Source organism: Actinomadura sp. NPDC000600 (assembly GCF_040492135.1).
GTDB lineage: Bacteria > Actinomycetota > Actinomycetes > Streptosporangiales > Streptosporangiaceae > Spirillospora.
Genome location: NZ_JBEUPD010000016.1, coordinates 79,130 through 103,992 on the forward strand (window position 1 = coordinate 79,130; position 24,863 = coordinate 103,992).

A 24,863-nucleotide genomic window follows, 5' to 3' on the forward strand; every position below is an offset into this window, starting at 1 on the left:
GGCGCCGGCGTCAGTCGCGGGCGTGCTCGCGGTCGGGCTGGCAGACCAGGCAGGGCGTGCAGCCCCGGGCCTTGGCCTCCGCGCGCGACAGGGACTCCAGGTCGTCGGCCTCGTCACCGATGTCCTCGATGAGGGCGCAGTCGACGCGGTGGTAGCGCTTGGTGCCGCTCAGGATGCGGACCAGCGGGCCGTCGTCGCCGGCATCGTCCGGCCCGGCGGTGGCGGACGGCTCGGGCTCCGGCGCGGGCGCGTCCTCGGTGTCGGAGCCGCCGAACGGCGCGGCGCCGAGGTCGGCGGTGACGTCCGGCGCCGCCGATTCGCTCTCAGCGTCCCGTTCCGGGGCGTGCCGGTCGTCGGCTCCGGCGTCGGCGGGTTCGGCCTTCTCCGCGGCCGTGGGCGCCTCCGCGGCGGTGTCGCGTGTCCCGAACAGGCCCGCGACGGGCATGTCGGTGAGGGTGGGACCCGCCGTGGCCCGCTTCGGGGCGTCCCTCTCCTCGCGCTCGGTGTCGGCGATCTCGCCCTCGGGCCCCTCGGCGGGCTCGCCCGCACGCGGGATCTCGGCCGTCTTGTCGAACGCGCCCGGCTTGTCGAAGGCACTGGGCTCGTCGAAGGCACTGGGCTCGTCGAAGGAACCGGGCTTGTCGAAAGCGCCGGGCTCGTCGAAGGCGCCGGGCTTCTCGAAAGCACTGGGCTTGTCGAAAGCACTGGGCTTGTCGAAAGCACTGGGCTTGTCGAAGGAGGAGGGCTTGTCGAACGAGCTGGGGGCGGGCTTGGCCAGGCCGGCGAGGCCGCCCTCGGGTCGTTCCGCCGCGCCGGGCTCGCGGGTCGCGGGTCCGGTCCCGGCCGCCTTGCCCCCGGGAGCCGTGGGCGCCGACGCCGCGGCGCGCGCCGCCAGTGCGGTGTCGGGCATGCAGGCGGTGCAGGGGCTGAAGCCCTCTTCCCTGGCCTCGGCGTAGGTGAGCTCCTCGGTCTCCCGGCCGGCGAGCTGCCGGCAGGTGTCGAGGTGGTAGCGCTTGCGACCGCGGACGACGAACACCAGCGCGTCGTCGGGGACGTCGACGGCCGGGGCGGGGATCTCGACCTCGTCGTCGGCGGGGACGGCCGGGGGCTTGGCCTCCGGAGCGCCGTCGGCGCCGGCCGGTGCGGGCGCCGCAGGGGCGCCCTTCTTGCGACTGTCCTGCTTGTCGCGCTTGTCCTTCTTGGCCTTCTGCGCCCTCTTGCTGGGGCGGGCGGGGACCGGCGAGGCGCCCGGGCCGAACAGCTCCTTGCGCCGCAGGAACACCCCGATGGACAGGCACACCGCGGAGACGATGCTGACGGCGATCGATATGTAGATCACCACCAGGGCGTCCAGGCCGAAGACCTGGGCGCTGTCTCCGTTGCCCGCGACGATTCCCGCTACCAGCAGGGCGATCGCCACCACCACGAGAACGCCACTCAGGATGATCACAGGGTCACTCCCACTCGTTCAGACCGCTAGGCTCCGGGCCGCGCGAGAGGGCCGGCGGCCGGCCCGGGGCACGGCCGCCCGGCGCCGCGGGGATGGCGGCGCGCCATCCCCGGCGCGGCGATCGGAACGACACTATCGCCTGTGGCGTCCGCGTCAGCGCCTGTCGTGCGGCGGGTTGTCGCCGCCGGAGTGGAAAGCGCCCGTCGCCGAGTGCTGCACCTGCTGGGTGTGCTCGGGAGCGGGGAACGTGCCCGGCGCCGGCGCGGGGGCGCCGTTGCGGTTGTCGGCGTGCGGCAGGGCGTTCTGCGGACCCGTCTGCGGACTCACCTGCGGGTTCTGCTGCGCCTGCGAGGGCGCCGCCCCCGGGACGGCGGCGAACGCGCCCGTCTCGGTGCTGCCCGCCTCCAGGTCGCGCAGCTGGCCCTCCAGGTACACCTTCAGGCGGCTGCGGTACTCGCGCTCGAAGGCGCGCAGGTTGTCGACCTCGCGCTCGAGCTCCTCGCGCTGCTGCACGAGCGAGCCCATGACCTGGCGGTGCCGCTCCTGCGCGTCGCGGTCGAGGGCCTCGGCGCGGGAGCGGGCCTCGCTGACGATCTGGTCGGCCTGCCGGCGGGCCTTGCCGAGGATCTCCTCGGCCTCGCGGCGGGCGCGGCCGAGCGTCTCGTCGGCCTCGCGCCGGGCGTCGGCGATCGCCTGGTCGGCGGTCTGCTGGGCGAGCGCGAGCACGCGGGCCGCGGTGTCCATGTTGTCCTCGCCGGAGGGGGCGGGGGACATGCTGCCGAGACCGCCGAGGACGGGCTCCGGCTCGGGCTGCGGCTGCGGCTCCGGGCGGGGCGGCTCGGGGATCTTCTGGACGTCCGGCTTGGGCTCCACGATGGGAGCCGCCATGGCGGGAACCTTGCCGCGCAGGCACTCGGCCAGCTTGGCCCGCAGCTCCTCGTTCTCCTGGATGAGGCGGTCGAGCTCTGCCTCGACCTCGTCGAGGAAGGCGTCCACCTCCTCCTCGTCGTACCCCGGCCTCAGCCTGGTGGTACTGAACTGCTTGTTCCGCACATCGGCGGGTGTCAGCGGCATGTTCTCGTCTCCTTGGCGCGCTTGGAGTCTGTCCCCGAAGGACGGTATCCGATCGACCTAACCTCCGCCGAATATGGAGCCGACGATGGCGATCAGGACCCAGACCACAAGGACGAGGACCATGAAGCTGAGGTCCAGGGCAACGCTACCCAGCCGGATGGGCGGGATGAAGCGCCTGAGCAGCTTCAGCGGCGGATCGGTGACCGTGTAGGTCGCCTCAGCGATCACCAGCACCACCCCGGTCGGCTTCCATTGCCGAGCGAACGACTGCAGGACCTCCAGGATCAGCCTGCCGATCAGGAGCAGGAGGTACAGGTACAGGACGCCCTGCAGGACGGATCCAACGATGTTCACGGATACTCTCGCATGCGACTCTCAGCTTTGGTTGAAGAACCCTCGTTCTGCCATCCGGGCCTTGTCCTCCGCCGTCACCTCGACGTTGACGGGCGACAGCAGGAACACCTTGTTGGTAACACGCTCGATGCTGCCATGGAGGCCGAACACGAGACCTGCCGCGAAGTCGACCAGACGCTTGGCGTCGCTGTCGACCATCTCGGTCAGATTCATGATCACCGGCGTGCCCTCCCGGAAGTGCTCCCCGATCGTCCTGGCCTCGTTGTAGGTCCTCGGATGCAGCGTAGTGATACGCGCAAGGTCGGTGGTACCGGACTCGTAGAGCGCCACGGACCGTCGTTCGATGGTCGACGCGGCGTGATGGTCGCGATCGCGGTCCGCCGCCTCTTCGGCTCGGGTAAGCTGACCGCCGGATTCGTCCTCGCGACGGCGGCCCTGCCCGGTGTCGGTCTCCTCGTCGTAGACCTCGTACTCGTCGTAGTCGCCGTACTTGTCGTCGTAACGGTCGTCCTCCACAAGGCCGAGGTAGACCGCCATCTTGCGCATCGCGCTGGCCATACGTCCCTCCGTGTCCTGTGGCCGCGGCGCCGGGCGCGTCCGGCCCCGCCATTGGACTGTTCCGTCGTGGCGTCCTACGTTCGGGCAGGTACCACTGGGGGGACATTACCTGACGATTGCCTGTCGGCCGCCGAGCAACGCCGTACCGATCCGCAGGTGTGTCGCGCCGCACGCGATCGCCTGCTCCAGATCGCCGCTCATACCCGCACTGACGATCCGGGCGTCCGGATGGTTCCGCCTCAGCAGCTCCGCCGTCTCCGCGAGCCGGGCGAAGGCCGGCAGCGGGTCCGCCCCGAGGGGCGCGACGGCCATCACCCCGCCGAGTTCCAGGCCGGGGGCGGCGGCGACCTCGTCGGCCAGCCCGGGCACGTCGCCCGGCACGGCCCCGCCCCGCTCCCCCACCTCGCCCCGCTTCCCCGCCTCGTCCAGCGAGACCTGCACGAGGCAGCGGAGCGTGCGGCCGGTGCGGGCGGCGCCGTCCGCGAGAGCGCCGACCAGCCGGGAGCGGTCGACGGAGTGCACGACGTCGGCGTAGCCGGCCACCGCGCGCGCCTTGTTGGTCTGGAGCCGCCCGACGAAGTGCCATGTGAGGGGGAGGTCGGCGCATTCGGCGGCCTTGGGCCGGGCCTCCTGGTCGCGGTTCTCCCCGACCTCGGTGACGCCCAGCCCGGCCAGCAGCCGCACGTCGGACGCGGGGAACGTCTTGGTCACCGCGATCAGCGTGATCTCGCCCTCGTCCCGGCCGGCGGCGGCGCACGCGGCGGCGATGCGCTTTCGGACGGCGGCGAGGCCCTCGGCGATCTCGGCGCGCCGCTCGGCGGCGTCCCCGTTCGTCCCGTCGGGGGCGTTCGTCCCGTCGGCGGTGCGGTCCCGGTCGGTCACGTGCGTTCCTTGAGCCAGACAAATCCGGCGAAGCGGCCGGTGCGCCCCTCCCGGCGGTAGGAGAAGAGGTCCGGGTCCTCGATCGTGCAGCGGGGGTCGGCGGTCACGCGGGCCACGCCCGCGGAGGCGAGCTGCTCGGCGACGCCGGCGCGGATGTCGAGGCCGGGGGTGCCCTTGGACGTGGTGGCGTACGCGGCGGGGACGGTGGCGGCGACCTCGTCCCGCATCGACTCGGGGACCTCGTAGCAGCGCCCGCACGCGGCGGGCCCGATCGCCGCCGTCATCCGGGCGGGGTCGGCGCCGCGCTCGCACATCGCCTTCACCAGTGCCGGGACGACCCCGGCGGCCGTCCCGGGACGGCCGGAGTGGGCGGCGCCGACGACCCCGGCGGCGGCGTCGGCCACCAGGACGGGCGCGCAGTCGGCGACGAGGACGGCGAGGGCGAGGCCGGGGACGGTCGTGACGACCGCGTCGACCGGGTCCGGGATGTCGGTCGAGTCGGCGAACGCGACCTCGGCGCCGTGCACCTGCCGCATGAAGACGATCCGCTCGGGGTCGGCGCCGAGGGCCGCGGCGGCGCGCCGCCGGTTGTCCAGGACGGCGGCGGGGTCGTCGCCGACCGCGCCGCCGAGGTTCAGGGAGTCGTAGGGGGGCCCGCTCACGCCGCCGGTCCGGCCGGTGAAGCCGGCGCCGACGCCGTCGCCCAGGGCGACGGGGGTGATCACTTCAGGAAGTCGGGGACGTCGAGGTCGTCGTCCTCGTCGAACACCACGGGACGGCGGCGCTGCCCGGAGGCGGGGCCGCCGTCGTTCTCCCCGGCGTGCACGCGGGGCGAGGGCTGCTCGGCGGGCTGGCGCGGTGCGGGGGCGCGCGTTCCGCCGGACTCGCCGCCGGACGAGCCGGCGTCCCGCTCGGCCGGCGGGCCCGGCTGGCCGGACGCCGCGCCCTCGGACCGGGACTGCTCGCCCCGTCCGGCGGGCCGGTCGTCCTGGCTCCGCGCGGGCTGCTGCGCCCGGTCGCCCTCGGCGCGCTGCTGCGCGGGGGCGGGAGGCGGCGGCGCGGCGGCGGCCTGCGCCACCGACTGCTGCTGCGCGGACGGCTGCGGCGCCGGGGGCTCGGACCGCCCGACCCGGCTGGGGATCGGGTTCGGCGGGGACGCGGGCGGCGGGACGGGACGCGGGGGCGGGGGCAGCCGCTTGCTCTCCGGTTCGGGGACCGGCTTGCTAGGGCGCCCCTCGTCGAAACCCGCCGCGATCACCGTGACCCGGACCTCGTCGCCGAGCGCGTCGTCGATGACCGCGCCGAAGATGATGTTGGCGTCGGGGGCGGCCGCGTTGGACACCAGCTGCGCCGCCTCGTTGATCTCGAAGAGCCCCAGGTCGGAACCGCCGGAGATGGACAGCAGGACGCCGTGCGCGCCGTCGATGCTGGCCTCCAGCAGCGGGCTGGAGATCGCCATCTCGGCCGCGGCGACCGAGCGGTCGTCGCCGCGCGCCGAGCCGATGCCCATGAGCGCCGAGCCGGCGCCGGACATCACGGACTTGACGTCGGCGAAGTCGAGGTTGATCAGGCCCGGCGTGGTGATCAGGTCGGTGATGCCCTGGACACCGGACAGCAGCACCTGGTCGGCGGCCTTGAAGGCGTCCAGCACGCTGACCTGCCGGTCGGAGATCGACAGCAGCCGGTCGTTCGGGATGACGATGAGGGTGTCGACCTCGTCGCGCAGCGTCTCGATGCCGGCCTCGGCCTGCATGGCGCGGCGCTTGCCCTCGAAGCTGAACGGGCGGGTGACCACCCCGATCGTCAGTGCGCCGAGCGAGCGGGCGATGTTGGCGACCACGGGCGCGCCGCCGGTGCCGGTGCCGCCGCCCTCACCCGCGGTGACGAACACCATGTCGGCGCCCTTGAGGACCTCCTCGATCTCCTCCCGGTGGTCCTCGGCGGCCTTGCGGCCGACGTCGGGGTTGGCTCCGGCCCCGAGGCCCCGGGTGAGCTCGCGGCCCACGTCCAGTTTCACGTCGGCGTCACTCATCAGCAGCGCCTGGGCGTCCGTGTTGATCGCGATGAACTCGACGCCCTTGAGTCCCTCTTCGATCATCCGGTTGACGGCGTTGACGCCGCCGCCGCCGATGCCGACGACCTTGATGACCGCGAGGTAATTCTGCGGTGCTGCCACGACGAGGGGCCTTTCCGCTCTCTCCGACCGCCCTGACCGGTCTGCCGACCGTGCCGCCGCGGTGTTCCCGACCTGTTTTCCGAGCTGTGTCTTCGAGCTGAGTAGTGGAGCTGTGCAATGGAGCTGTGCGATGGGGTGAGGTAAACCCTCACCCTCAACTTGAGGCTTACAGTTATGTCAACCTGAGGACTGATACGGACAGTAGGGCGGCCTTACCGCCAGGGTCAACTAACCTCCCCCGAACTCCCCCGGCGTGTCGCGACCTGCCCGCCTCCACCCGGTCACGCGCCCCGCCCGCCTCTCCCGGCATGCCCGTCCCATCACTGCGTCTTGAGGACCTCGGGCGAGCTGATGTCGACGGTGCGGACGGCGCGCCCGGCCGCCGTCCGCCGCACGGCGTCCAGCAACCTGATCTTCTCGTCTGCCCGTTCCGCCGCGCCCCACACCACCGTCTGGCCGCCCTTCATGTAGAGGGTCACCGCCTCCGGGCCGGCGGCCTCCACCTCGGTCAGCCCGCCGCTGATGCGCTCGGGCAGGCCGGACAGAACGGTGAGCGCGGCCAGGGTGGCCTGGTCGGACGGTCCGGGCGAGGCGACCGTGAGCGTGGGCAGCCCCGCCGGGCGCGACTTCTCGTCGGCGACGGCCACCCCGTGCCGGTCGAGCAGGTGGTAGCGGCCTCCGCCGCGGAACACCGCCACCGGCCGGCGCTCCCGGACGACGATCCGCACCGTCCCCGGCCAGTGCCGCTCGATCGCCGCCGACTCGACCTCGCGGAGCCGCTCGACCCGGTTTTGGACGGCGCCGGTCCTGAGCCGGACCATCGGCGTGCCGAGGTCGATCCCCGCCGCGGCCACCACCTGGTCGGCGGAGGCGATCCGGGTGCCCGTCACCTCCACGTGCCGCACCACCAGCAGTCTCGATCCGAGCAGAACCCAGGACACCGCGCCGAGTGCTCCGACCACCAGAAGGGTGACGAACACCACCTTCCAGCGGTTCGCCCGGCCGCGCTCGTCCGGCGCCGCGGCATCCGTCTCCGGAACCGGTTCCGTATCAGGCTCCGTGTCCGGCTCCGGCGACCCGCGGCGGCCCGTCTGCGCCTCGGTCATGACCCAAGCCTGGCAGTGATCCGCGCTTCCGCGGCCGACCGCGCGGGCGGCGGCGTGTCACGCCCCGTCCCACGACGGGCGCCCCTCCCCCGGCACGCGCTACGACGCGACAAGACTCACACCCGCCAAGCCCTACGCCCCGGCGAGGCGTTCCAGGACGAGCGGGCCGAGCTGCGTCACGTCCCCGGCGCCCAGCGTGATGACGACGTCGCCGGGGCGGGCGAGCGACGCCGCGATGCCGGGCACCTCGTCCCGCTCGGGCGCGTACACGGTCTCGGTGCCGGCCGGAACGGCGTCGGCGACCAGCGCGCCCGTCACGCCGGGCTCGGGGTCCTCGCGGGCGCCGTAGACGTCCAGGACGACCGCGACGTCGGCGAGGCCGAGCGCGGCGCCGAACTCGGCGGCGAAGAACCGGGTGCGGCTGTACAGGTGCGGCTGGAACACCGCGACGATGCGGCCCCGCGCGCCCGAGGCCGCGGCCTTCTCGCCGAGGTAGTCGCGGGTGGCGTCCAGGTCGGCGGTCAGCTCGGTCGGGTGGTGGGCGTAGCTGTCGAAGACCTCGACGCCGCCCGCCTCGCCCTTGCGCTCCAGGCGCCGCATCGCCCCGCCGAACGCGGCGAGGCCGTCGCGCACCGGGGCGTCGTCGAGGCCGAGGGACCGCGTGACCGCGATGACGGCGGCGGCGTTGAGCGCGTTGTGCCGCCCCGGCACGCCGAGCGTGAACTCCCCGCCGCCCTCGATCTCGAAGCGGGAGCCGAGGCCGCGCGGGGTGAACCCGGTCACGCGCAGGTCAGCGCCCTCAGCCTCCCCGTAGGTCAGCACGGTCAGGCCGCGGGCCCGCGCCAGCTCGGCCATCTCCATCGCGACGGGGTCGTCGGCGCCGGCCACGAGGGTGCCGCCCGGCTCGACCCGGTCGACGAAGCGGGCGAAGTTCTCCTTGACCTTCTCGAAGCCGCCGTAGTTGTCGAGGTGGTCGGCCTCGACGTTGGTGACGACCGCGATGCGCGGGGTGTACATGAGGAACGAGCCGTCGCTCTCGTCGGCCTCCGCGACGAACACGTCGCCGGTGCCCTCGTCGGCGCCGAGGCCGGTGGTGACGAGCTGCCCGCCGATGCAGTAGGACGGGTCGGCGCCGGCGTGCTGGAGCGCCACCGTCAGCATCGATGTGGTGGTGGTCTTGCCGTGCGTGCCGGCGACCGCGACCGCCCGGCGGCCCGCCATCAGCGAGGCGAGCGCGGCCGAGCGGTGCAGGACGCGCAGGCCCCGCTCGCGGGCGGCGACCAGCTCGGGGTTGGTCTCGCGGATCGCCGTGGAGACCACGACGGTGTCGGCGTCGCCCACGTGCGCGGCGTCGTGCCCCACGAAGACCTTGGCTCCGAGGTCGCCGAGCTGCGCGAGCAGCTCGGAGTCGCGGGCGTCGCTGCCGGACACGGCGATGCCGCGCCGCAGCATGATGCGCGCGACGCCGGACATCCCGGCGCCCCCGATCGCGATGAAGTGGACCCGGCCGAGCTCTGCGGCCGGGACCACCTCCCCCGGGTCGATCAGGCTCATCGGGCGGCGCCCGCGGAGCGGACCACCTCGTAGACCATCTGGGCGAGCGCGACGTCGGCGTCGCGGCGGCCCATCCGGCCGGCGGCCTCCGACATGTGCGCGACGCGGGCCGGGTCGGCCAGCACCGGCAGGAGGTTCCGCGCGATCCAGTCCGGCGACAGCTCGGCGTTGTCGACCAGCATGCCGCCGCCGGCCGCGACGATCGGCTCGGCGTTCAGCCGCTGCTCGCCGTTGCCGATCGGGAGCGGGACGTACACCGCGGGCAGCGCGACCGCGGCCAGCTCGGCGCAGGTCATCGCGCCCGCCCGGCACATCGCCATGTCGGCGGCGGCGTAGGCGAGGTCCATCCGGTCGCAGTAGGGGATCGTGACGTACTCCGGGCCGCCGGCCGCGGGCTCGGGCTCCTCGGTGTTCTTCGGCCCGACGATGTGCAGCACCTGGATGCCCGCCTGCCGGAAGTACGGCGCGGCGGCCACGGCGGCCTGGTTCAGCGAGCGGGCGCCCTGCGAGCCGCCGAAGATCAGCAGCGTGGGCAGGTCGGGGAGCAGCCCGAAGTAGGAGCGGGCCTTGTCGCCCATCGCGAGCCGGTCCAGCGTCGCGATCTCCCGGCGCAGCGGGATCCCGACGAACCGGGCGTTCGGCAGCGGCGAGTCGGCGTGCGATACCGCGACGTGCTCGGTGAAGCGGGCGCCGAGCTTGTTGGCCAGGCCGGGCTTCGGGTTGGCCTCGTGCACGATGATCGGGACCTTGCGCTTGCGCGCCGCGAGGTAGCCCGGGGTGGCGACGTAGCCGCCGAAGCCGACCAGGATGTCGGCCTGGGCCTGGTCGAGGACGGAGGCGGCCGCGTTGATCGCCCCGCGCAGCCGCCCGGGCACCGACAGCAGCTGCGGGGTCAGCGTCCGCGGCAGCGGCACCGGCGGGATCAGGGCGAGCTCGTAGCCCCGCTGCGGGACGAGACGGGTCTCCAGGCCCCGCTCGGTCCCGAGGCAGACGATCCCGGTGTTCGGGTCGTTGCGGCGCAACGCGTCGGCGAGCGCCAGGGCGGGCTCGATGTGTCCGGCGGTGCCGCCGCCGGCCAGGACAACCCTCATGTCCGTTGACAACTCCTCAGCGTGTGGTGAAAGGGGGATTTCAACGCCGTGCCAGACCCAGCCAGCTTAGAGCCCTCACGACCGGTCCGGGACCCCGTGCGGAGAGTGCTTGCCGCGCGCCGGGCTCGCGCTTGGCGAACGCGAGCAGCATGCCGAGCGCGAAGAGGGTCGGAATGAGCGCCGAACCCCCGTAGGACACCAGCGGGAGCGGGATCCCCGTGATGGGCAGGACGCGGATGACGGCGCCGATGTTCACGATCGCCTGGACCACCAGCCACGCCGTGGCCCCCGCGGCGGCGAGCCGGGTGAACGGGTCCTTGACCCGCTTGGCGATCCGCAGGCCGGCGTAGGCGAGCAGGCCGAACAGGCCGAGGACCACGAGGGTGCCGACCAGGCCGAACTCCTCCCCCACGATCGCGAAGATGAAGTCGGTCTCGGCGTGCGGGAGGTAGTCCCACTTGGCGCGGCCCTCACCGAGGCCCGTGCCGAACACGCCGCCCGAGGCGAGCGCGAACAGCCCCTGCGTGCCCTGGTAGTTGGTGGTGAGCTGGTTGCCGGACGGGTCGAGGAACCCGGTGAGCCGCTGCATCCGGTACGGCTCGACGACGACGAGGATCGACACGAGCAGGGCCACGAGCCCCGCGATGCCGACGAACAGCCGCCCGGGCGCGCCGACGGCCCACAGCAGCGCCAGGAAGATCGTCAGGAGCACCAGGGTGGTGCCGAGGTCGCTGCCCAGCATCACCAGCAGGACGAGCACCCCGGCGCCCGGCATCAGCGGCACCAGCAGGGGCCGCCACTCGGTGAGCTGGCCGAGCCGGTCCTTGCGGGCCAGCAGGTCGGCGCCCCACAGCACCAGACCGAGCTTGGCGAGCTCCGACGGCTGGATCTGCACCGGGCCGAGGGCGACCCACCGGGTCGCGCCGCCCGCGCTGCGCCCGAGCCCGGGGATCAGCACCATCGCGAGGGCGACGACCGACAGCAGCAGCAGCGGGTAGGCCAGCGCGCGGAACGTCTTCACCGGCAGCCGGGACGCCACCCACATGCCGGGCAGCCCGATCGCGACCCACATGGCCTGCTTCTGGAACAGCGTGTACGCCGAGCCGGTCGCCTGGAGCTGCTTCACGCTGGAGGCCGACAGCACCATCGTCAGGCCGAGCGCGAGCAGCATCACCGAGCAGCCCAGCACCAGGTAGTAGGAGGTGAGGGGCCGGTCGAGCAGCCCGACCGCGGCGACCACCTGCTCCCGTGGCCCCGGACGCCGGGCGGTTCCGTCCTCCTCGGCCGCGGTGGTCATCGTTACCCGGCGTCCTTGGAGAGGCGCTCGACCGCCGCGATGAAGGCGTCCCCGCGGGCGGGATAGTTGGCGAACATGTCGAAGGACGCCCCGACGGGCGCGAGCAGCACGGTGTCCCCGGGGCGGGCGAGGCCGGAGGCGTGGGCGACGACGCGGTCCATGGCCCCAGTGTCGGTGTCGGGGACGTCCACGACAGGGACATCCGGGGCGTGTCGCGCGAGTGCCTCGGCGATCCGGTGCCGGTCGCGTCCCATCAGCACGGCGCCGCGCAGCCGCCCGGCGCACGAACGCACCAGGTCGTCGACGTCCAGGCCCTTGAGGAGGCCGCCGGCGATCCACACGACGCTCTCGTAGGCGGCGAGGGACGCGGCGGCCGCGTGCGGCTGGGTCGCCTTGGAGTCGTTGACGTAGGCGACGCCCGCGATGTCGGCGACGTGCTGGATGCGGTGCGGGTCGGGGACGAACGCCCGCAGCCCCTCGCGGACGGCCTCGGGCGGCACCCCGAACGCGCGGGCCAGCCCGGCGGCGGCGAGGGCGTTGGCGACGTTGTGCGGGGCGAACGGCCGCACGTCGCCGAGCGCGGCCAGCTCGGCGGCCTGGCTCGCGGGGTCGCCGGTGAAGGCCCGGTCGACCAGCAGCTCCTCCACGACGCCGAGCTCGCCGGGGCGCGGCACCTGGAGGGTGAAGCCGACCCGCCTGGCGACGCCCTCGGCGCGCTCGGCGAGGGCGGCGGAGGTGTCGTCGTCGGCGTTGTAGACGGCGACGCAGCCCGGCGCGAAGATCTTGGCCTTGGCGCCGACGTAGGCGTCCATGGAGCCGTGCCAGTCGAGGTGGTCGGGCGCGACGTTCAGCACCGCGGACGCGTAGGGGGCGACGGAGCTCGACCAGTGCAGCTGGTAGCTCGAAAGCTCCACCGCCAGCACATCATGAGCCTCATGTTCCTTCTGGGGGGGCGACCCCCCAGACCCCCCGGCAAGACCTGTGACCGCCTCGACGATGGGCGTGCCAACATTCCCGACCGCGAGCGCCTTGTGCCCTGCGGCGGTGAGCATGCAGGCCAGCATGCGCACGACGGTGGTCTTGCCGTCCGTCCCGGTGATGGCGAGCCAGGGCGCCGCGCCTTCCGGCCGCAGCCGCCACGCCAGCTCCACCTCGCCGATGATCTCGATCCCGGCCGCGGCGGCCGCGGCGAGCAGCGGCGCGTCCGGCCGCCAGCCCGGCGAGGTCACGACGAGGCCGGTGCCCGCCGGGAGGGACTCGCCGTCGCCGAGCCGGACCGCCACCCCGGACGCCTCCAGCTCGGCGGCGTGCCCGCGCTGCTCCTCGCCGTCGCGGGCGTCCACGATGGTGACGCGGGCGCCGCGCGCGGCCAGGACGCGGGCGGCGGCGCGGCCGGACACGCCGAGCCCGGCCACGCACACGCTCAGGCCGTCCCCGAGCCGGCCGTCCCAGGAGCGCTCGGTCACTTCTTCGGCATCCATTCCAGGTAGAACAGGCCGATGCCGATCGCGACGAACGTCGCGGACATCAGCCAGAAGCGCACGACGATGGTGGTCTCGGCCCAGCCGGACAGCTCGAAGTGGTGCTGCAGCGGCGCCATCTTGAACACGCGTTTCCCGGTCATCTTGAAACCGCCGACCTGGATGATCACCGACAGCGTGATCATCACGATCAGCCCGCACAGGATGGCCAGGAGCAGCTGGGTGCGGGTGAGGATCGCCAAGCCGACCAGCACGCCGCCGAGGGCCAGCGAGCCGGTGTCGCCCATGAAGATCTTCGCGGGCGGGGCGTTCCACCACAGGAACCCGAACACGCCGCCGAGCACGGCCGCGGCGACCACCGCGAGGTCGAGGGGGTCGCGGACGCTGTAGCAGTTGGGGGCCAGGGCGGCGGCGCAGCTGTTGCGCAGCTGCCAGTTGCCGATGATGACGTAGGCGGCCAGCACCATGCCGGCCGGGCCCGCCGCGAGGCCGTCCAGGCCGTCGGTGAGGTTCACGCCGTTGGACATGGCCGCGATGAGCAGCAGCGCCCACACCACGAACAGGTACGGGCCGATCGAGGGGCCGAAGTCGCGCAGGAAGGACAGGTGGGGGTCGGCGGGGGTGACGTCGTAGCCGTTGGGGAAGTTCAGCGACGCGACGGCGAACACGACGCCGACGAGGACGATGCCGATCATCTTGGCGCCGCTGCGCAGGCCGAGGCTGCGCTGCTTGAACACCTTGATGTAGTCGTCCACGAACCCGACGAGGCCGAGGCCCGTCATCAGGAACAGCACGAGGAGGCCCGAGATGGTGGGCGCCTCCCCGGTGAACAGGTGCGCGGCCGCGTAGCCGACGAGCGAGCCGACGATGAAGACCGTCCCGCCCATGGTGGGGGTGCCGCGCTTGTTCAGATGGGCCTCGGGGCCCTCGTCGCGGATCATCTGGCCGTAGCCGAGCCGGTTGACGATGCGGATCCACACCGGCGTGCCGACCATCACGAAGACCAGCGCGATCCCCGCGGCGATGATGATGTTGGTCATCGGCCGTCCTCCGCGAGGATCGCCTCGGCCACCCGTTCCAGGCCGGCCACGCGGGAGCCCTTCACCAGCACGACGTCCCGCGGCGCGAGCCGCTCCCTGAGCACGGTCACCGCCGCGCCGACGTCATCCACCTGTACGCACTCTCCCGTCCATGACGCCACCTGCCCGGCCCCTTCGGCCATCGCCGCCGCGTTCGCGCCGACCACCACGAGCCCGGCGATCCCGCTGCGCGCGACATGCTGCCCGATCCTGGCATGTTCCGCCATGGACGAGTCACCAAGTTCGGCCATCTCGCCCAGGACCGCGTAGGCGCGGCGGCCCCGGGCCAGATGGACCAGCACGTCGATCGCGGCGCGGGTCGAGTCGGGGTTGGCGTTGTAGGCGTCGTTCACCACGGTCACCCCGTCGGCCCGCTCGGTGACCTCCATCCGCCACCGGCTGACCGGCACGGCCGCCGACAGCGCCTCGGCGACCGCCCCGGTACCGAGCCCGGCCGCGCGCGCGGCGGCGGCCGCGGCCAGCGCGTTCGGGACGGCGTGCGCGCCGTGCAGGCGCAGCGCGACCGGCGCCGAGCCCTCCGGCGTGACGAGGGTGAAGCTCGCCCGGCCCTGGTCGTCGAGCGCCTCGTCCTCGGCGCGGACCGCGGCGCCCGGCGAGCGGCCGAACGTGACGACCTCGCCCCGGGTGCGGGACGCCATCGCGCTGACCAGCGGGTCGTCGGCGTTGAGGACGGCGGTCCCGCCCTCCGGCACCGCCTCCACGATCTCGCCCTTGGCCTGGGCGATGTTCTCCCGGCTGCCGAACTCGCCCACGTGCGCGGTGCCGACGTTCAGCACGACGCCGACGTCCGGACGCGCGATCCCGGTCAGGTAGGCGATGTGGCCGATGCGGCGGGCGCCCATCTCCAGGACGAGGTGGCGGGTCTCGGCGTCGGCGCGCAGCACGGTGAGCGGCAGCCCGATCTCGTTGTTGAACGAGCCGGGCGGGTAGACCGTCGGGCCCGCGCCGCTCAGCACCTGCCCGATGAGGTCCTTGGTGGAGGTCTTGCCGGCCGAGCCGGTGACCGCGACGACGGTCACGTCGGGCAGCCGCTCCAGGACGCCCCTGGCGAGCCGTCCGAGCGCCTCCTGGACGTCGTCGACGACCACGCACGCGCCGTCCACCGGGCGCTGGGCGAGCACGCCCGCCGCCCCGGCCGCGAGGGCCCCGGCGGCGTAGTCGTGGCCGTCCACGTGCTCGCCCTTCAGCGCCGCGAACAGCGCCCCGGGCTCCACCGCGCGGGAGTCGATCACCACGGGACCGGTCACCACGGGATCGCCCCCCGCGGGACCGTTCCCCGCGGGGCCGCTCCCCTCCGGGTCCGGCGGCCCGTGCCGGGTCCCTCCCGTGATCTCCGCGATCGTCGACAGCGGAAGTGGGATCACGCCTGCGTCCCGTCCCCTCTTATTCCTTGTGCAGGGCGCCTGAGCGCGTCTGCATGGCGCCGGAGCGCGGCGCGGACGACCTCGCGGTCGTCGAACGGATGCACCTCGCCCGCCACGTTCTGGCCCTGCTCGTGGCCCTTGCCCGCGACGACCACCACGTCGCCGCGGCGGGCGCGGCCGACGGCCAGGTCGATCGCGGCGGCGCGGTCGGGCTCCACGACGATGTGCGCGCGCTCCGGCTGCGGCACCTTGAGCCCGCCCTCGACCATAGCGGCAAGGATCGCGAGTGGATCTTCCGACCTCGGGTTGTCGTTGGTGAAATACGCCATGTCGGCCAGCCGCGCGGCGGCCTCGCCCATGAGCGGGCGCTTGCCGCGGTCGCGGTCGCCGCCGCACCCGAGCACCACCGTGAGGTCGCCCTCGGTGACGGGCCGCAGCGCGTTCAGGACCGCCTCGACCGCGCCCGGCTTGTGCGAGTAGTCGACCAGGGTCACGAAGTCCTGGCCCTCGTCGACCCGCTCCAGCCGCCCGGGGACGCCGGGCAGGGACGCGACCCCCCGGACCGCCGCCTGCAGCGGGATGCCCGCCTCGACCAGCGCCACGATCGCGGCGAGGGCGTTGGCGACGTTGAACGGCCCGGCGAGCCGCACCTCGGCGTCGGCCTCGATGCCGAGGGGCCCGACGACGCGGAACACGCTGCCGTCGGCGCCGACGCGCACGTCCTCGGCCCGCCAGTCGGCCGCCGGGTCCCCCGACGGGGAGAACGTCGTCGCGGGCACCGTGGTGATCTCCAGCAGCTCGCGGCCGTAGTGGTCGTCGAGGTTGATCACGCCGATCCGCGAGTACTCGGGCGTGAACAGCCGCGCCTTCGCGAGGAAGTAGTCCTGCATGGTCGGGTGGTAGTCGAGGTGGTCCTGGGACAGGTTCGTGAACACCGCCACCTCGTAGCGGGCGCCGCCTACCCGGCCCTGCACGAGCGCGTGGCTGGACACCTCCATCGCCGCGGCGCCGACGCCGCGCTCGCGCATCATCGCCAGCAGCGCGTGCAGGTCGGTCGCCTCCGGCGTGGTGAGCGCGCTCGGCACCCGGTCGCCGCCCACCCGGATCTCGACGCCGCCGACGAGGCCCGTCTCGATCCCGGCGGCGCGCAGGCCCGCGTCGAGCAGGAACACCGTGGTGGTCTTGCCGCTGGTGCCGGTCACGCCGATGAGGGTGATGTCGCGGCCCGGCTCGCCGTACACCCAGGACGCCGCGTCGCCCAGCCGGGCCCGGACGTCGGGGGTCACCAGGACGGGCAGGCCCGTCGCCGCGGCCCGGTCGTACCCGTCGGGGTCGGTGAGGATCGCCACGGCGCCGGCGTCCGCGGCCTGGGCGGAGAACTGGGCGCCGTGGGCGCGGGCGCCGGGCAGGGCCGCGTAGATGTCGCCCGGCATGACGGCGCGCGAGTCGTGCGTGATGCCCGTGGCGGAGACGCCGTCCCAGGGGCTCCCGCCGCCCCGTCCGTCCGGCCCGTCCTGTCCGATTCCGAGAAGCGCCGCGAGTCCGCTCAGCGGACGAGCCGGGTTGGTGGTGGGACGCATGGCGTTTCTTTCGTTGCGGACGGTTCGGGACTGGTGGGACACGGGTGGTGGACTCACAGGCGAGGAGGGTACTCGCTGCGATCAGTCTCGGGCGCGGATCTCGATGATCGGCGGCCTGCTCCCCGTCGGCGGGATCTTCTCGGACTGAAGCGCGAAGCTCATCACGTCCTTGAAGACCGGTGCCGCCGCATCGCCACCATAGTGGCTCCCCCGCTTCGGGTCCCGCAGGACGACCTGCACGACCAGCCGCGGGTCGTCCGCGGGCGCGAACCCGGCGAACGAGGCGGTGTAGCCGCCGCCGTCGTAGCAGCCGCAGCGCGGGTTGACGTTCTCGGCGGTGCCGGTCTTGCCCGCGACGCGGTAGCCCTTGATCTGCGCCTTGGGGGCGGTGCCCTCGTTCGTGGTGACGCCCTCCAGCATGTCGCTGATCTGCCGGGCCGTCTTCGCGCTGATGACCTGCCTGCGCTCCGGCGCGGGCGCGGGGGTGAACTTGTCGTGCTCCCCCACGGTGCCCGCGACGAGGGTGGGCGCGACGCGGACGCCGCCGTTGGCGATCGTCGAGTAGACGCTCGCCATCTGCACCGCGTTCACCGAGACCGTCTGGCCGAACGCGATCGGGTACCGGTCGGTGCCCGACCACTTGGCCGGCGGCTCCAGTTGGCCGGCCGTCTCACCCGGGAGGGGCAGGCCGGTCCGCTGCCCGAAGCCGAAGTCGCGCAGCGTCTGGTAGAGCTGCTCCTCGCTGATGCTCTCGCTCGCCATGATGGTGCCGACGTTGCTGGACTTGGCGAGCACGCCGGCGAACGTGAGCGGCTCCGGCGCGTGGTCGTGCGAGTCGTGGAACACCACGTCCCACTTCTTGATCCTGTCGGGGACGGTGTAGGGCGTCTTCGGGGTGACGCCGCCGTGCTCCATGACGGCCGCGGCGGTGACGACCTTGCCGGTGCTGCCCGGCTCGTAGGCGTCCTGCACCAGGGGGCTGCCCCAGCGGGACCGGTCGGAGTCGGCGTAGTCGTTCGGGTCGAAACCGGGCGCGGACGCCATCGCCAGGAGCCGGCCGGTGCGCGGGTCCATGACGATCACGGTGCCGCTCTTGGCCCGGGTCGCCCTGACCTGCTGCTCGATCGCCTGCTGCGCCTTGAACTGCAGGTCGCGCTGCAGCGTCAGGCGGACCCCGCGGCCCGGCACCGACGGGCGCTTCTGGTCCTCGCCCATGGGGATGTGCTGGCCCTCGGGGCTGATCTCCACCCGCTGCCAGCCCGCCTTGCCGGCGAGCACGTCGTTCAGCGAGCTCTCCAGTCCGGCGGCCCCCCGCCCCGTGTCGTTCACGAAACCTATGACGCCGGCGGCCAGCGAATCGTTGGGATATTCCCGGCGGTATTCCGGCAAAGTGCCGATGCCGAGGAAGTTCCACGAGCTGACCAGCCGCGCCTGGTCGGGGCGGACCCCATGCGCGAGGTACACGAACCTGGTGTCGGGCTTGCTGATCTGCTTCAGCAGCGTCGCGGGGTTGAGCCCGAGCGTCGGGGCCAGCGCGTTGACGATCGGCTGCCGCTTCTCCGGCTTGATGAGGGAGGGGTCCGCGAAGATCGCGCGGGCCTCCACCGTCATGGCGAGCGGGTTGCCCTGCGCGTCGGTGATGTCGCCGCGGACGGCGGGCAGCGTGATCTCCCGCATCCGCTGGAGCATCGCCTGCTGGGTGTACTCGTCCGACTCGATCGTCTGGAGCTGGACGAGCCGCCCGGCGAACAGCGACAGCACGAAGGCGACGACGAGGAGCCCGACGTTGAGCCGCTTGAGCGGGTCGCGCCGGTGGAACGGCACCCGGGGCCGCGGCGGGCGGCCGGGCGGCGGGCGCCGTCCGGAGCCGCCGCCGGGGCGCGGGCCGCGGGGGCCGTCGCTCTTCGGCCGCGCGCCCTGGGGGCTGCGGGTCGTGCGGGCCGCGCGGCCCTCCCCGGCCGCTCCCCTGGCGGGCGTCTTCTTCCGTGCGGGGCGCTTGGTGGACGTCGCGGCCCCGGCCGTCCGCTCGCTCCCCTTCTCCTTACGCGCGGGTTCCTTGCGAGCGGTCTCCTTGCGCGGGGTCTCCTTGCGGGGGCCGGGGACCATGCCGCTGCGCGCGGGACGGCGGGCGCCGCCGCCCTTCGCGCCCGGCCGCCCCGAGCCGTCCGCCCGTCCCGAGGGCGGGCGCGGCGTGCTCCCGGTCTGACGCCCGGACGCGCGCGCCGCGCCCGGGCCGCTCTTGTCGTCGCGCCCGGCCGCGCCGCGGGGGCCGCGCCCGTCCGGGCCGCGCCCGCGGCCGGGGGGCGGCCCGCCGCTGCCGCGTCCCGGGCCCTTCGTCACCGCGCCACCCGCTCCCCGCCGTCGCCGCGCCCGCTCACGGCGCCCCGTGCCCGGTGCGCGCCCCGTTCCCGGTCCGCGTTCCGTTCCCGGCCCGCGTTCCGTGGCCGTTGCGGGTTCCCGTGGTCTTGGGAGGCGCCGCGCCGTCGCCGGGCACCACGGTGCCGGGCACGCCGAGGACCCCGGCCGCGCCGGCCGACGCCGCGGCCGCCTGCGGGACGGGGCGGATCGTGCCGCCGGGCCCGCCGGGCTCGGTGGAGAAGAAGGCCGGGTTCTCGCCCTGCTTCATGCCGAGGCCCTCGGCCTTGTTCGACAGCTGCTGCGGGGAGCCCTCGCGGGCGATCTCCTCCTCGTAGGCCTGGCGCTGCTGCTCCAGCTGCTTGTTGCTCTGCTGGAGCCGCGTCAGCGTGAACGCGTCCTTGGCGAGGACGGTGTTGAGCAGCAGCAGGCTGACCAGCGCGCCGCCGAGCAGCCCGACGATGAGCAGGACGAACGGCGCGCGCGGCGCGGCCTGCCCGGAGCGACGCGACGCGGCCGTGCTCGTGCTCCGCGCGACGTCCGCGCTCTTCGCGACCTTGGTCTTGGCGGCCTTGGTGCTCTTCGCGGGCGCGGTCTTCGTCCGCGTCTTCACCGCCGTCGCGCCGGCGGGTGCGGGCTTCGCCGGCTTCGCGGCCGCGGCACCGGCGGCCCCGCCGTTCGACGGGTTCCGCGGCGACGCGCCGGCGCGCGAGCCCTTGGCGGGCGCGGGCGCGGCCGGGACGGCGGCGCCGTCCAGGCGGTCCGCGGCCCTCTTCTTCGGCGCCCTGGTCGGCGGCCGCCTGCTCGTCGTGGTCATGTCGCCTCCCGGACCCGCTCCGCGGCGCGCATCCGCACCGATCCGGCCCGTGGGTTGGTCGTTGTCTCCTCGTCGGACGCCAGTTCCGCCCCGCGCGTCAGGAGCCGGAACCTCGGCTCGTGCTCGGGCAGCGGGACCGGCAGGTCCGGCGGGGTGGTGTCGGCCGCCTGGGCGGCGAGGACCTGCTTGGTGATGCGGTCCTCGAGCGAGTGGTAGGACAGGACGACGACCCGGCCGCCGACCGGGAGCGCGTCCAGGGCGGCGGGCAGCGCCCGGCGCCAGGTGTCGAGCTCGCCGTTCACCTCGATGCGCAGCGCCTGGAAGGTGCGCTTGGCGGGGTTGCCGCCGGTGCGGCGGGTCGCGGCGGGGATGGAGGTGCGCACCAGGTCGGCGAGGCGCCGGGTCGACTCCAGCGGGGCGCGCTCGCGCTCCCGGACGATCGCGGCGGCGATGCGCTGGGCGAACCGCTCCTCGCCGTACTCGCGCAGGATGCGGGCGAGCTCGGCGGGCGGGTAGCCGTTGACGACCTCCGCCGCGGTGAGGCTCTGGGTGCGGTCCATCCGCATGTCGAGGGGGGCGTCGTAGGAGTAGGCGAAGCCGCGGTCGGCCTCGTCGAGCTGCGGGGAGGACACGCCGAGGTCGAACAGGACGGCGTCGACTGCCGGGACTCCGAGCCGTCGCAGCACCGCGGGGATCTCGTCGTAGACGGCGTGCTCCAGCGCCACGCGGTCGCCGAACGGGGCGAGCCTGCGCGCGGACCGCTCCAGCGCCGTGGTGTCGCGGTCGAGGCCGATGAGGCGCAGCGACGGGACGGCGCGCAGCATCGCCTCGGCGTGGCCGCCCATGCCGAGCGTGGCGTCGAGGTAGACGGGGGCGCGGCCGGCGACGGCCTCGGCTGCGGGGACGAGAAGTTCGAGGACGCGGTCGAGCATGACCGGCACGTGGCCGCTGTCGGCCCCCCGGTCCTGCGCCGCGTCGTTCTCCGCCGCGTCATTCCCCGCGGCGTCTTTTCCAGGGGCGGCCTTTCCCGCCGCACCATTCCCAGCCGGGCCGTTTCCGGCGGCGTCATTTCCGGCGGCGCCGTTTCCCGCCGCGTCGTTCCCCACGCTGTGGTTCCCCGCGGCGCTGTTCCCCGCAAGGCGGTCGTCACCGTCGTGGTTCCCGGAGTCCTCGCGGCCCCCCGTGCCCCTGTGCGCGTCCATGCTTCACCCCCTGTACTGCCACCTCGCTCGCGGACTGTGTGGCATCGCCGGACCGGACCGTTCCGCGCCCCCGGCGGCGGCCTCGCCCGGCCAGGTCCCCATCCGCTGCCCTAGAGGAAGATCACCGCGTTGCCCGCGGGGGGTCGCCGTCTGGCACCGGGGAAGCTGCGCCAGCTGGCTGGAGAGCGGCTGGAGACCTGGCCGAACGTGGGCCAGTGCCGGTCATCGGACCGACGAGTCGCATGTCAGAGAATCCCTGGCAACACCTCCTCCGAGACGTCGGAGAAGGTTTGCTCCTCCTGCTCCAGGTAGGTCTCCCAGGCCTGGGTGTCCCAGATCTCCAGACGCGTGTTGGCCCCGATGACCGTGCAGTCGCGGGTGAGCCCCGCGTACTTGCGCAGCGGCGGCGGAATCGTGACGCGGCCCTGCTTGTCGGGGACCTCGTCGGAGGCGCTGGCGAAGAAGACCCGGCTGTAGCTCCGGACCGCCTTCTCGGTGACCGGCGCGGCACGCAGAGCCTCGGTTATCCGCTGGAACTCCGCCATGGGGAAGACGTACAGGCAGCGTTCCTGGCCCTTCGTGATCACCAATCCCCCCGACAGCTCCTCGCGGTACTTCGCCGGCAGGAACAGTCGTCCCTTGTCGTCGAGGCGCGGCGAGTGAGTGCCGAGAAACACCGGCCCCACCTCCCGCGCCGCATGGGGCGCTACTGCCCCCCACGGCGCCCCACTCTACTCCACTCTTCCCCACCGTCAACAAGAAAAACGCCGTCCACGCGCCGTTCTTCGCGACGAAACTGCAGGTCAACGAGGGTGGTGTGGAGTGGGGCCCAGCGGCGCCCCCTGCGCGCGCCGCCGCGGCGCGGGACGGTCCGAACCCTCTCGCGCGGGGGCGCGAGAGGGTTCGGAGGGGCGGGGTGGAGTGAAGTGGTGCGTTGCGCGCGTCGTTTGCCGCCGTCCACGTAGAGCACAATTGGCTCGCGTTCCACATGAACATCGCAGTGGGCGTTCCGACGACGTACTGTCGTTTGGAACGGCTGAGGAGGGTTTGGTGGCAGTAGGCACGCACGGCGAGTCGTTCATGGAGACCGACCCACCGGCATCCCGCCCTGCCCGGCGCGGCGGCGGTCGCGACGCGGCGGGAGGCGGGCTCGACGGGCTCGCCCAGGTCGCGAACAAGATCCGGGACGCCGTGGAGTCGGTGATCGAGGGCAAGCCCTCGGCGGTGCGGCTCGCGCTGACGGTGCTGCTGGCCGAGGGGCACCTGCTCATCGAGGACGTGCCCGGGGTCGGCAAGACGATGCTCGCCAAGGCGCTCGCGCGCTCGATCGACTGCTCGGTGCGGCGCGTGCAGTTCACGCCCGACCTGCTGCCCAGCGACATCACCGGGGTCAGCGCCTACAACCAGGAACGGCGCGAGTTCGAGTTCAAGCCGGGCCCGGTGTTCGCCAACATCGTGGTCGGCGACGAGATCAACCGGGCGTCCCCGAAGACGCAGTCCGCGCTGCTGGAGTGCATGGAGGAGCGCCAGGTCACGGTCGACGGCACGACCTACGAGCTGGAGCCCCCGTTCATGGTGATCTCCACGCAGAACCCCGTGGAGATGGAGGGGACCTATCCCCTGCCGGAGGCGCAGCGCGACCGGTTCACCGCCCGCATCTCGATGGGCTACCCCGACCCGGCGGCCGAGTTGGAGATGCTCGACACGCACGGCGAGACTTCGCCGCTCGACCGGCTCACCCCGGTCGCGCACGCCGCCGACGTCCGCGACCTGATCGAGGTGGTGCGGGGCCAGCACGTCGCGCCGGCGGTGCGGCAGTACGCGATCGACCTCGTCTCCGCCACCCGCAGGCATCCGGAGCTGCGGCTCGGCGCCTCCCCGCGGGCCACCCTCCACCTGGTGCGGGCCGCGCGGGCGTACGCCGCGCTCGACGACCGCGACTACGTCGTCCCCGACGACATCCAGGACCTCGCCGTCCCCGTCCTCGCGCACCGGCTGCTGCCGACCGCCGAGGCGCAGGTCGAGCGCCGCCGTCCCGAGCAGGTGGTCGCCGACCTGGTGAAGCGGCTGCCGGTGCCCTCCCCCGGCAGGTGACCGGTGCGACGGGCGCTGGCCGGCCTCACCACTCGCGGGCGGTCGTTCGTGGCCGCGGGGGCGACCGCGATCGCCTGCGCGGTCGCGCTGGGCGAGCGCGACCTGCTGCGCGCCGGGGTGCTCGTCCTGGCGCTGCCGCTGCTGTGCACGATCGCGGTGGCGCGGACGCGCTACCGGCTGGCGTGCGCGCGGCGGCTGGAGCCCGCGCGGCTGCCGGTCGGCCACGAGTCCCGCGTCGACCTGCGGCTGGAGAACGTGTCGCGGCTGCCGAGCGGGCTGCTGATGGTGGAGGACCGGGTGCCCTACGCGCTCGGCGGGCGGGCGCGGTTCGTGCTGGAGCGGATCGAGCCGCAGGCGTTCCGTGAGCTCGGCTACCGGATCCGCTCGGACGTGCGCGGGCGCTTCCGGGTGGGGCCGCTGACCGTCCGGCTCGCCGACCCGTTCGGGATGGTGGAGCTGGTCCGCTCGTTCAGCCTGTCCGACACGCTCACGGTGACGCCGGCGATCGTGCCGCTGCCGCCGGGCCGGCTGTCGGGCGCGTGGACGGGCGGCGGCGACAGCGTGGCCCGCGCGGTCTCCGCGGCGGGCGAGGACGACGTCGCCCCGCGCGAGTACCGGCACGGCGACGACCTGCGCCGCGTGCACTGGCGGTCCACCGCCCGGCACGGGGAGCTGATGGTGCGCCGCGAGGAGCAGCACTTCCAGAGCAGCGGCACGCTGTTCCTCGACACCCGCCGCTCCGCGCACTGGGGCGACGGGCCGAGCGGCTCGTTCGAGCAGGCCGTCTCGGCGACCGCGTCGATCGGCGTCCACCTCGTCCGCACGGGGATGAGCCTGCGGTACGTGACCGACGGCGGCGAGGTGCTTCCGGCGGGGCCGTCCGAGGGCGCGTTCGAGGGGCTGCTGCTCGACGCGCTGGCGGTGGTGCGCCGGTCCAAGGGCGGCTCGCTGACGGCGGGGCTGGCCGCGCTGCGCGGTCGCGGCGGGAGCCGGGAGGGCGACGGCCTGGTCGTCGGGGTCTTCGGAACTCTGTCGGACGACGAGGCCCGCGTGGTCTCCGCGGCCCGGCGCGGTACCGGCACGTGCGTCGCGGTGCTCATCGAGAGCGGCCCCGGCGGATCGCCGCAGGACGGCGAGACGGGCGACGGGGCCGGCGGCGGAACCGTCGGCGGGACGGCCGCGGGCCTGCTGCGCGCGGGCGGCTGGCGGGTGCTGACCGTCCGGTCCGCGGCGGACCTGGCCGGGGCGTGGGCGCAGGCGGGCAAGGCGGGCGAGGACTTCGTCAGGGGCGGCGCATGAGCAGGGGCGGCGCCGGGCTCGGGCTCAGC

The 24,863-nt window shown here is 73.9% G+C and carries 21 protein-coding genes; 2 read left to right on the forward strand and 19 right to left on the reverse strand.

What is annotated here, in order from left to right:
- Window positions 1–10: 10 nt before the first annotated feature.
- From ABWI07_RS23255 to mraZ, 19 genes are all read right to left on the reverse strand, one after another.
- Window positions 11–1,450, reverse strand: coding sequence for a hypothetical protein (locus tag ABWI07_RS23255; protein ID WP_353819784.1), 1,440 nt, complete (start codon window positions 1,448–1,450; stop codon window positions 11–13).
- Window positions 1,451–1,603: 153 nt separating this feature from the next.
- Complete coding sequence (locus ABWI07_RS23260) at window positions 1,604–2,524, reverse strand: DivIVA domain-containing protein (protein WP_149257279.1); 921 nt, start codon at window positions 2,522–2,524, stop codon at window positions 1,604–1,606.
- A gap of 57 nt (window positions 2,525–2,581) precedes the next feature.
- Window positions 2,582–2,878, reverse strand: coding sequence for a YggT family protein (locus ABWI07_RS23265; RefSeq protein WP_149257280.1), 297 nt, complete (start codon window positions 2,876–2,878; stop codon window positions 2,582–2,584).
- Window positions 2,879–2,899: 21 nt separating this feature from the next.
- Window positions 2,900–3,436 carry a cell division protein SepF gene (locus ABWI07_RS23270; RefSeq protein ID WP_149257281.1) on the reverse strand — a complete coding sequence of 179 codons (537 nt, stop codon included), beginning with the start codon at window positions 3,434–3,436 and terminating at the stop codon, window positions 2,900–2,902.
- A 105-nt stretch (window positions 3,437–3,541) separates the two neighbouring features.
- Window positions 3,542–4,237: a YggS family pyridoxal phosphate-dependent enzyme gene (locus ABWI07_RS23275; protein WP_235036627.1), complete on the reverse strand. Its 696-nt coding sequence runs from the start codon at window positions 4,235–4,237 to the stop codon at window positions 3,542–3,544.
- Between the two features lie 77 nt (window positions 4,238–4,314).
- Entirely contained in the window at window positions 4,315–5,043 is a 729-nt protein-coding gene (gene pgeF / locus ABWI07_RS23280; RefSeq protein WP_353819786.1) for a peptidoglycan editing factor PgeF, read from the reverse strand.
- Window positions 5,040–6,494, reverse strand: coding sequence for a cell division protein FtsZ (ftsZ, locus tag ABWI07_RS23285; RefSeq protein WP_149257284.1), 1,455 nt, complete (start codon window positions 6,492–6,494; stop codon window positions 5,040–5,042). Before ftsZ ends, pgeF begins: the two co-directional genes overlap by 4 nt.
- Window positions 6,495–6,814: 320 nt before the next feature.
- Window positions 6,815–7,600 carry a cell division protein FtsQ/DivIB gene (locus tag ABWI07_RS23290; protein WP_235036537.1) on the reverse strand — a complete coding sequence of 262 codons (786 nt, stop codon included), beginning with the start codon at window positions 7,598–7,600 and terminating at the stop codon, window positions 6,815–6,817.
- A 132-nt stretch (window positions 7,601–7,732) separates the two neighbouring features.
- Entirely contained in the window at window positions 7,733–9,154 is a 1,422-nt protein-coding gene (gene murC, locus ABWI07_RS23295; protein WP_353819787.1) for a UDP-N-acetylmuramate--L-alanine ligase, read from the reverse strand.
- Window positions 9,151–10,245 (reverse strand): undecaprenyldiphospho-muramoylpentapeptide beta-N-acetylglucosaminyltransferase, encoded by a 1,095-nt coding sequence (murG, locus tag ABWI07_RS23300; RefSeq protein ID WP_149257286.1) that lies wholly within the window; start codon window positions 10,243–10,245, stop codon window positions 9,151–9,153. Before murG ends, murC begins: the two co-directional genes overlap by 4 nt.
- A gap of 40 nt (window positions 10,246–10,285) precedes the next feature.
- Complete coding sequence (gene ftsW, locus ABWI07_RS23305) at window positions 10,286–11,542, reverse strand: putative lipid II flippase FtsW (protein WP_149257287.1); 1,257 nt, start codon at window positions 11,540–11,542, stop codon at window positions 10,286–10,288.
- Window positions 11,543–11,544: 2 nt separating this feature from the next.
- Window positions 11,545–13,023: a UDP-N-acetylmuramoyl-L-alanine--D-glutamate ligase gene (gene murD, locus ABWI07_RS23310; RefSeq protein ID WP_353819788.1), complete on the reverse strand. Its 1,479-nt coding sequence runs from the start codon at window positions 13,021–13,023 to the stop codon at window positions 11,545–11,547.
- Window positions 13,005–14,063 carry a phospho-N-acetylmuramoyl-pentapeptide-transferase gene (gene mraY / locus ABWI07_RS23315; protein WP_149257289.1) on the reverse strand — a complete coding sequence of 353 codons (1,059 nt, stop codon included), beginning with the start codon at window positions 14,061–14,063 and terminating at the stop codon, window positions 13,005–13,007. Before mraY ends, murD begins: the two co-directional genes overlap by 19 nt.
- Window positions 14,060–15,487 carry a UDP-N-acetylmuramoyl-tripeptide--D-alanyl-D-alanine ligase gene (locus ABWI07_RS23320; RefSeq protein WP_149257290.1) on the reverse strand — a complete coding sequence of 476 codons (1,428 nt, stop codon included), beginning with the start codon at window positions 15,485–15,487 and terminating at the stop codon, window positions 14,060–14,062. The genes mraY and ABWI07_RS23320 overlap by 4 nt, the downstream gene beginning before the upstream one ends.
- Entirely contained in the window at window positions 15,484–17,067 is a 1,584-nt protein-coding gene (locus tag ABWI07_RS23325; RefSeq protein WP_149257291.1) for a UDP-N-acetylmuramoyl-L-alanyl-D-glutamate--2,6-diaminopimelate ligase, read from the reverse strand. The genes ABWI07_RS23320 and ABWI07_RS23325 overlap by 4 nt, the downstream gene beginning before the upstream one ends.
- Window positions 17,068–17,148: 81 nt before the next feature.
- Window positions 17,149–19,407, reverse strand: a complete 2,259-nt coding sequence (locus ABWI07_RS23330) for a peptidoglycan D,D-transpeptidase FtsI family protein (RefSeq protein ID WP_353819789.1) — start codon at window positions 19,405–19,407, stop codon at window positions 17,149–17,151.
- 34 nt (window positions 19,408–19,441) lie between these two features.
- The gene (gene ftsL / locus ABWI07_RS23335) at window positions 19,442–20,239 is read right to left on the reverse strand and encodes a cell division protein FtsL (RefSeq protein WP_353819790.1); all 798 of its coding nucleotides are present in this window, start codon (window positions 20,237–20,239) and stop codon (window positions 19,442–19,444) included.
- The gene (rsmH, locus tag ABWI07_RS23340; RefSeq protein ID WP_149257293.1) at window positions 20,236–21,441 is read right to left on the reverse strand and encodes a 16S rRNA (cytosine(1402)-N(4))-methyltransferase RsmH; all 1,206 of its coding nucleotides are present in this window, start codon (window positions 21,439–21,441) and stop codon (window positions 20,236–20,238) included. The genes ftsL and rsmH overlap by 4 nt, the downstream gene beginning before the upstream one ends.
- A gap of 245 nt (window positions 21,442–21,686) precedes the next feature.
- A complete protein-coding gene (gene mraZ / locus ABWI07_RS23345; protein WP_089312308.1) occupies window positions 21,687–22,118 on the reverse strand; it encodes a division/cell wall cluster transcriptional repressor MraZ in 432 nt (143 codons plus the stop codon).
- 403 nt (window positions 22,119–22,521) lie between these two features.
- Between mraZ and ABWI07_RS23350 the strand changes: the two genes are divergently transcribed.
- Both ABWI07_RS23350 and ABWI07_RS23355 read left to right on the forward strand, forming a co-directional pair.
- The gene (locus ABWI07_RS23350; RefSeq protein ID WP_149257997.1) at window positions 22,522–23,535 is read left to right on the forward strand and encodes an AAA family ATPase; all 1,014 of its coding nucleotides are present in this window, start codon (window positions 22,522–22,524) and stop codon (window positions 23,533–23,535) included.
- A gap of 3 nt (window positions 23,536–23,538) precedes the next feature.
- Window positions 23,539–24,834 (forward strand): DUF58 domain-containing protein, encoded by a 1,296-nt coding sequence (locus ABWI07_RS23355; protein WP_149257294.1) that lies wholly within the window; start codon window positions 23,539–23,541, stop codon window positions 24,832–24,834.
- The last annotated feature ends 29 nt before the right edge of the window (window positions 24,835–24,863 follow it).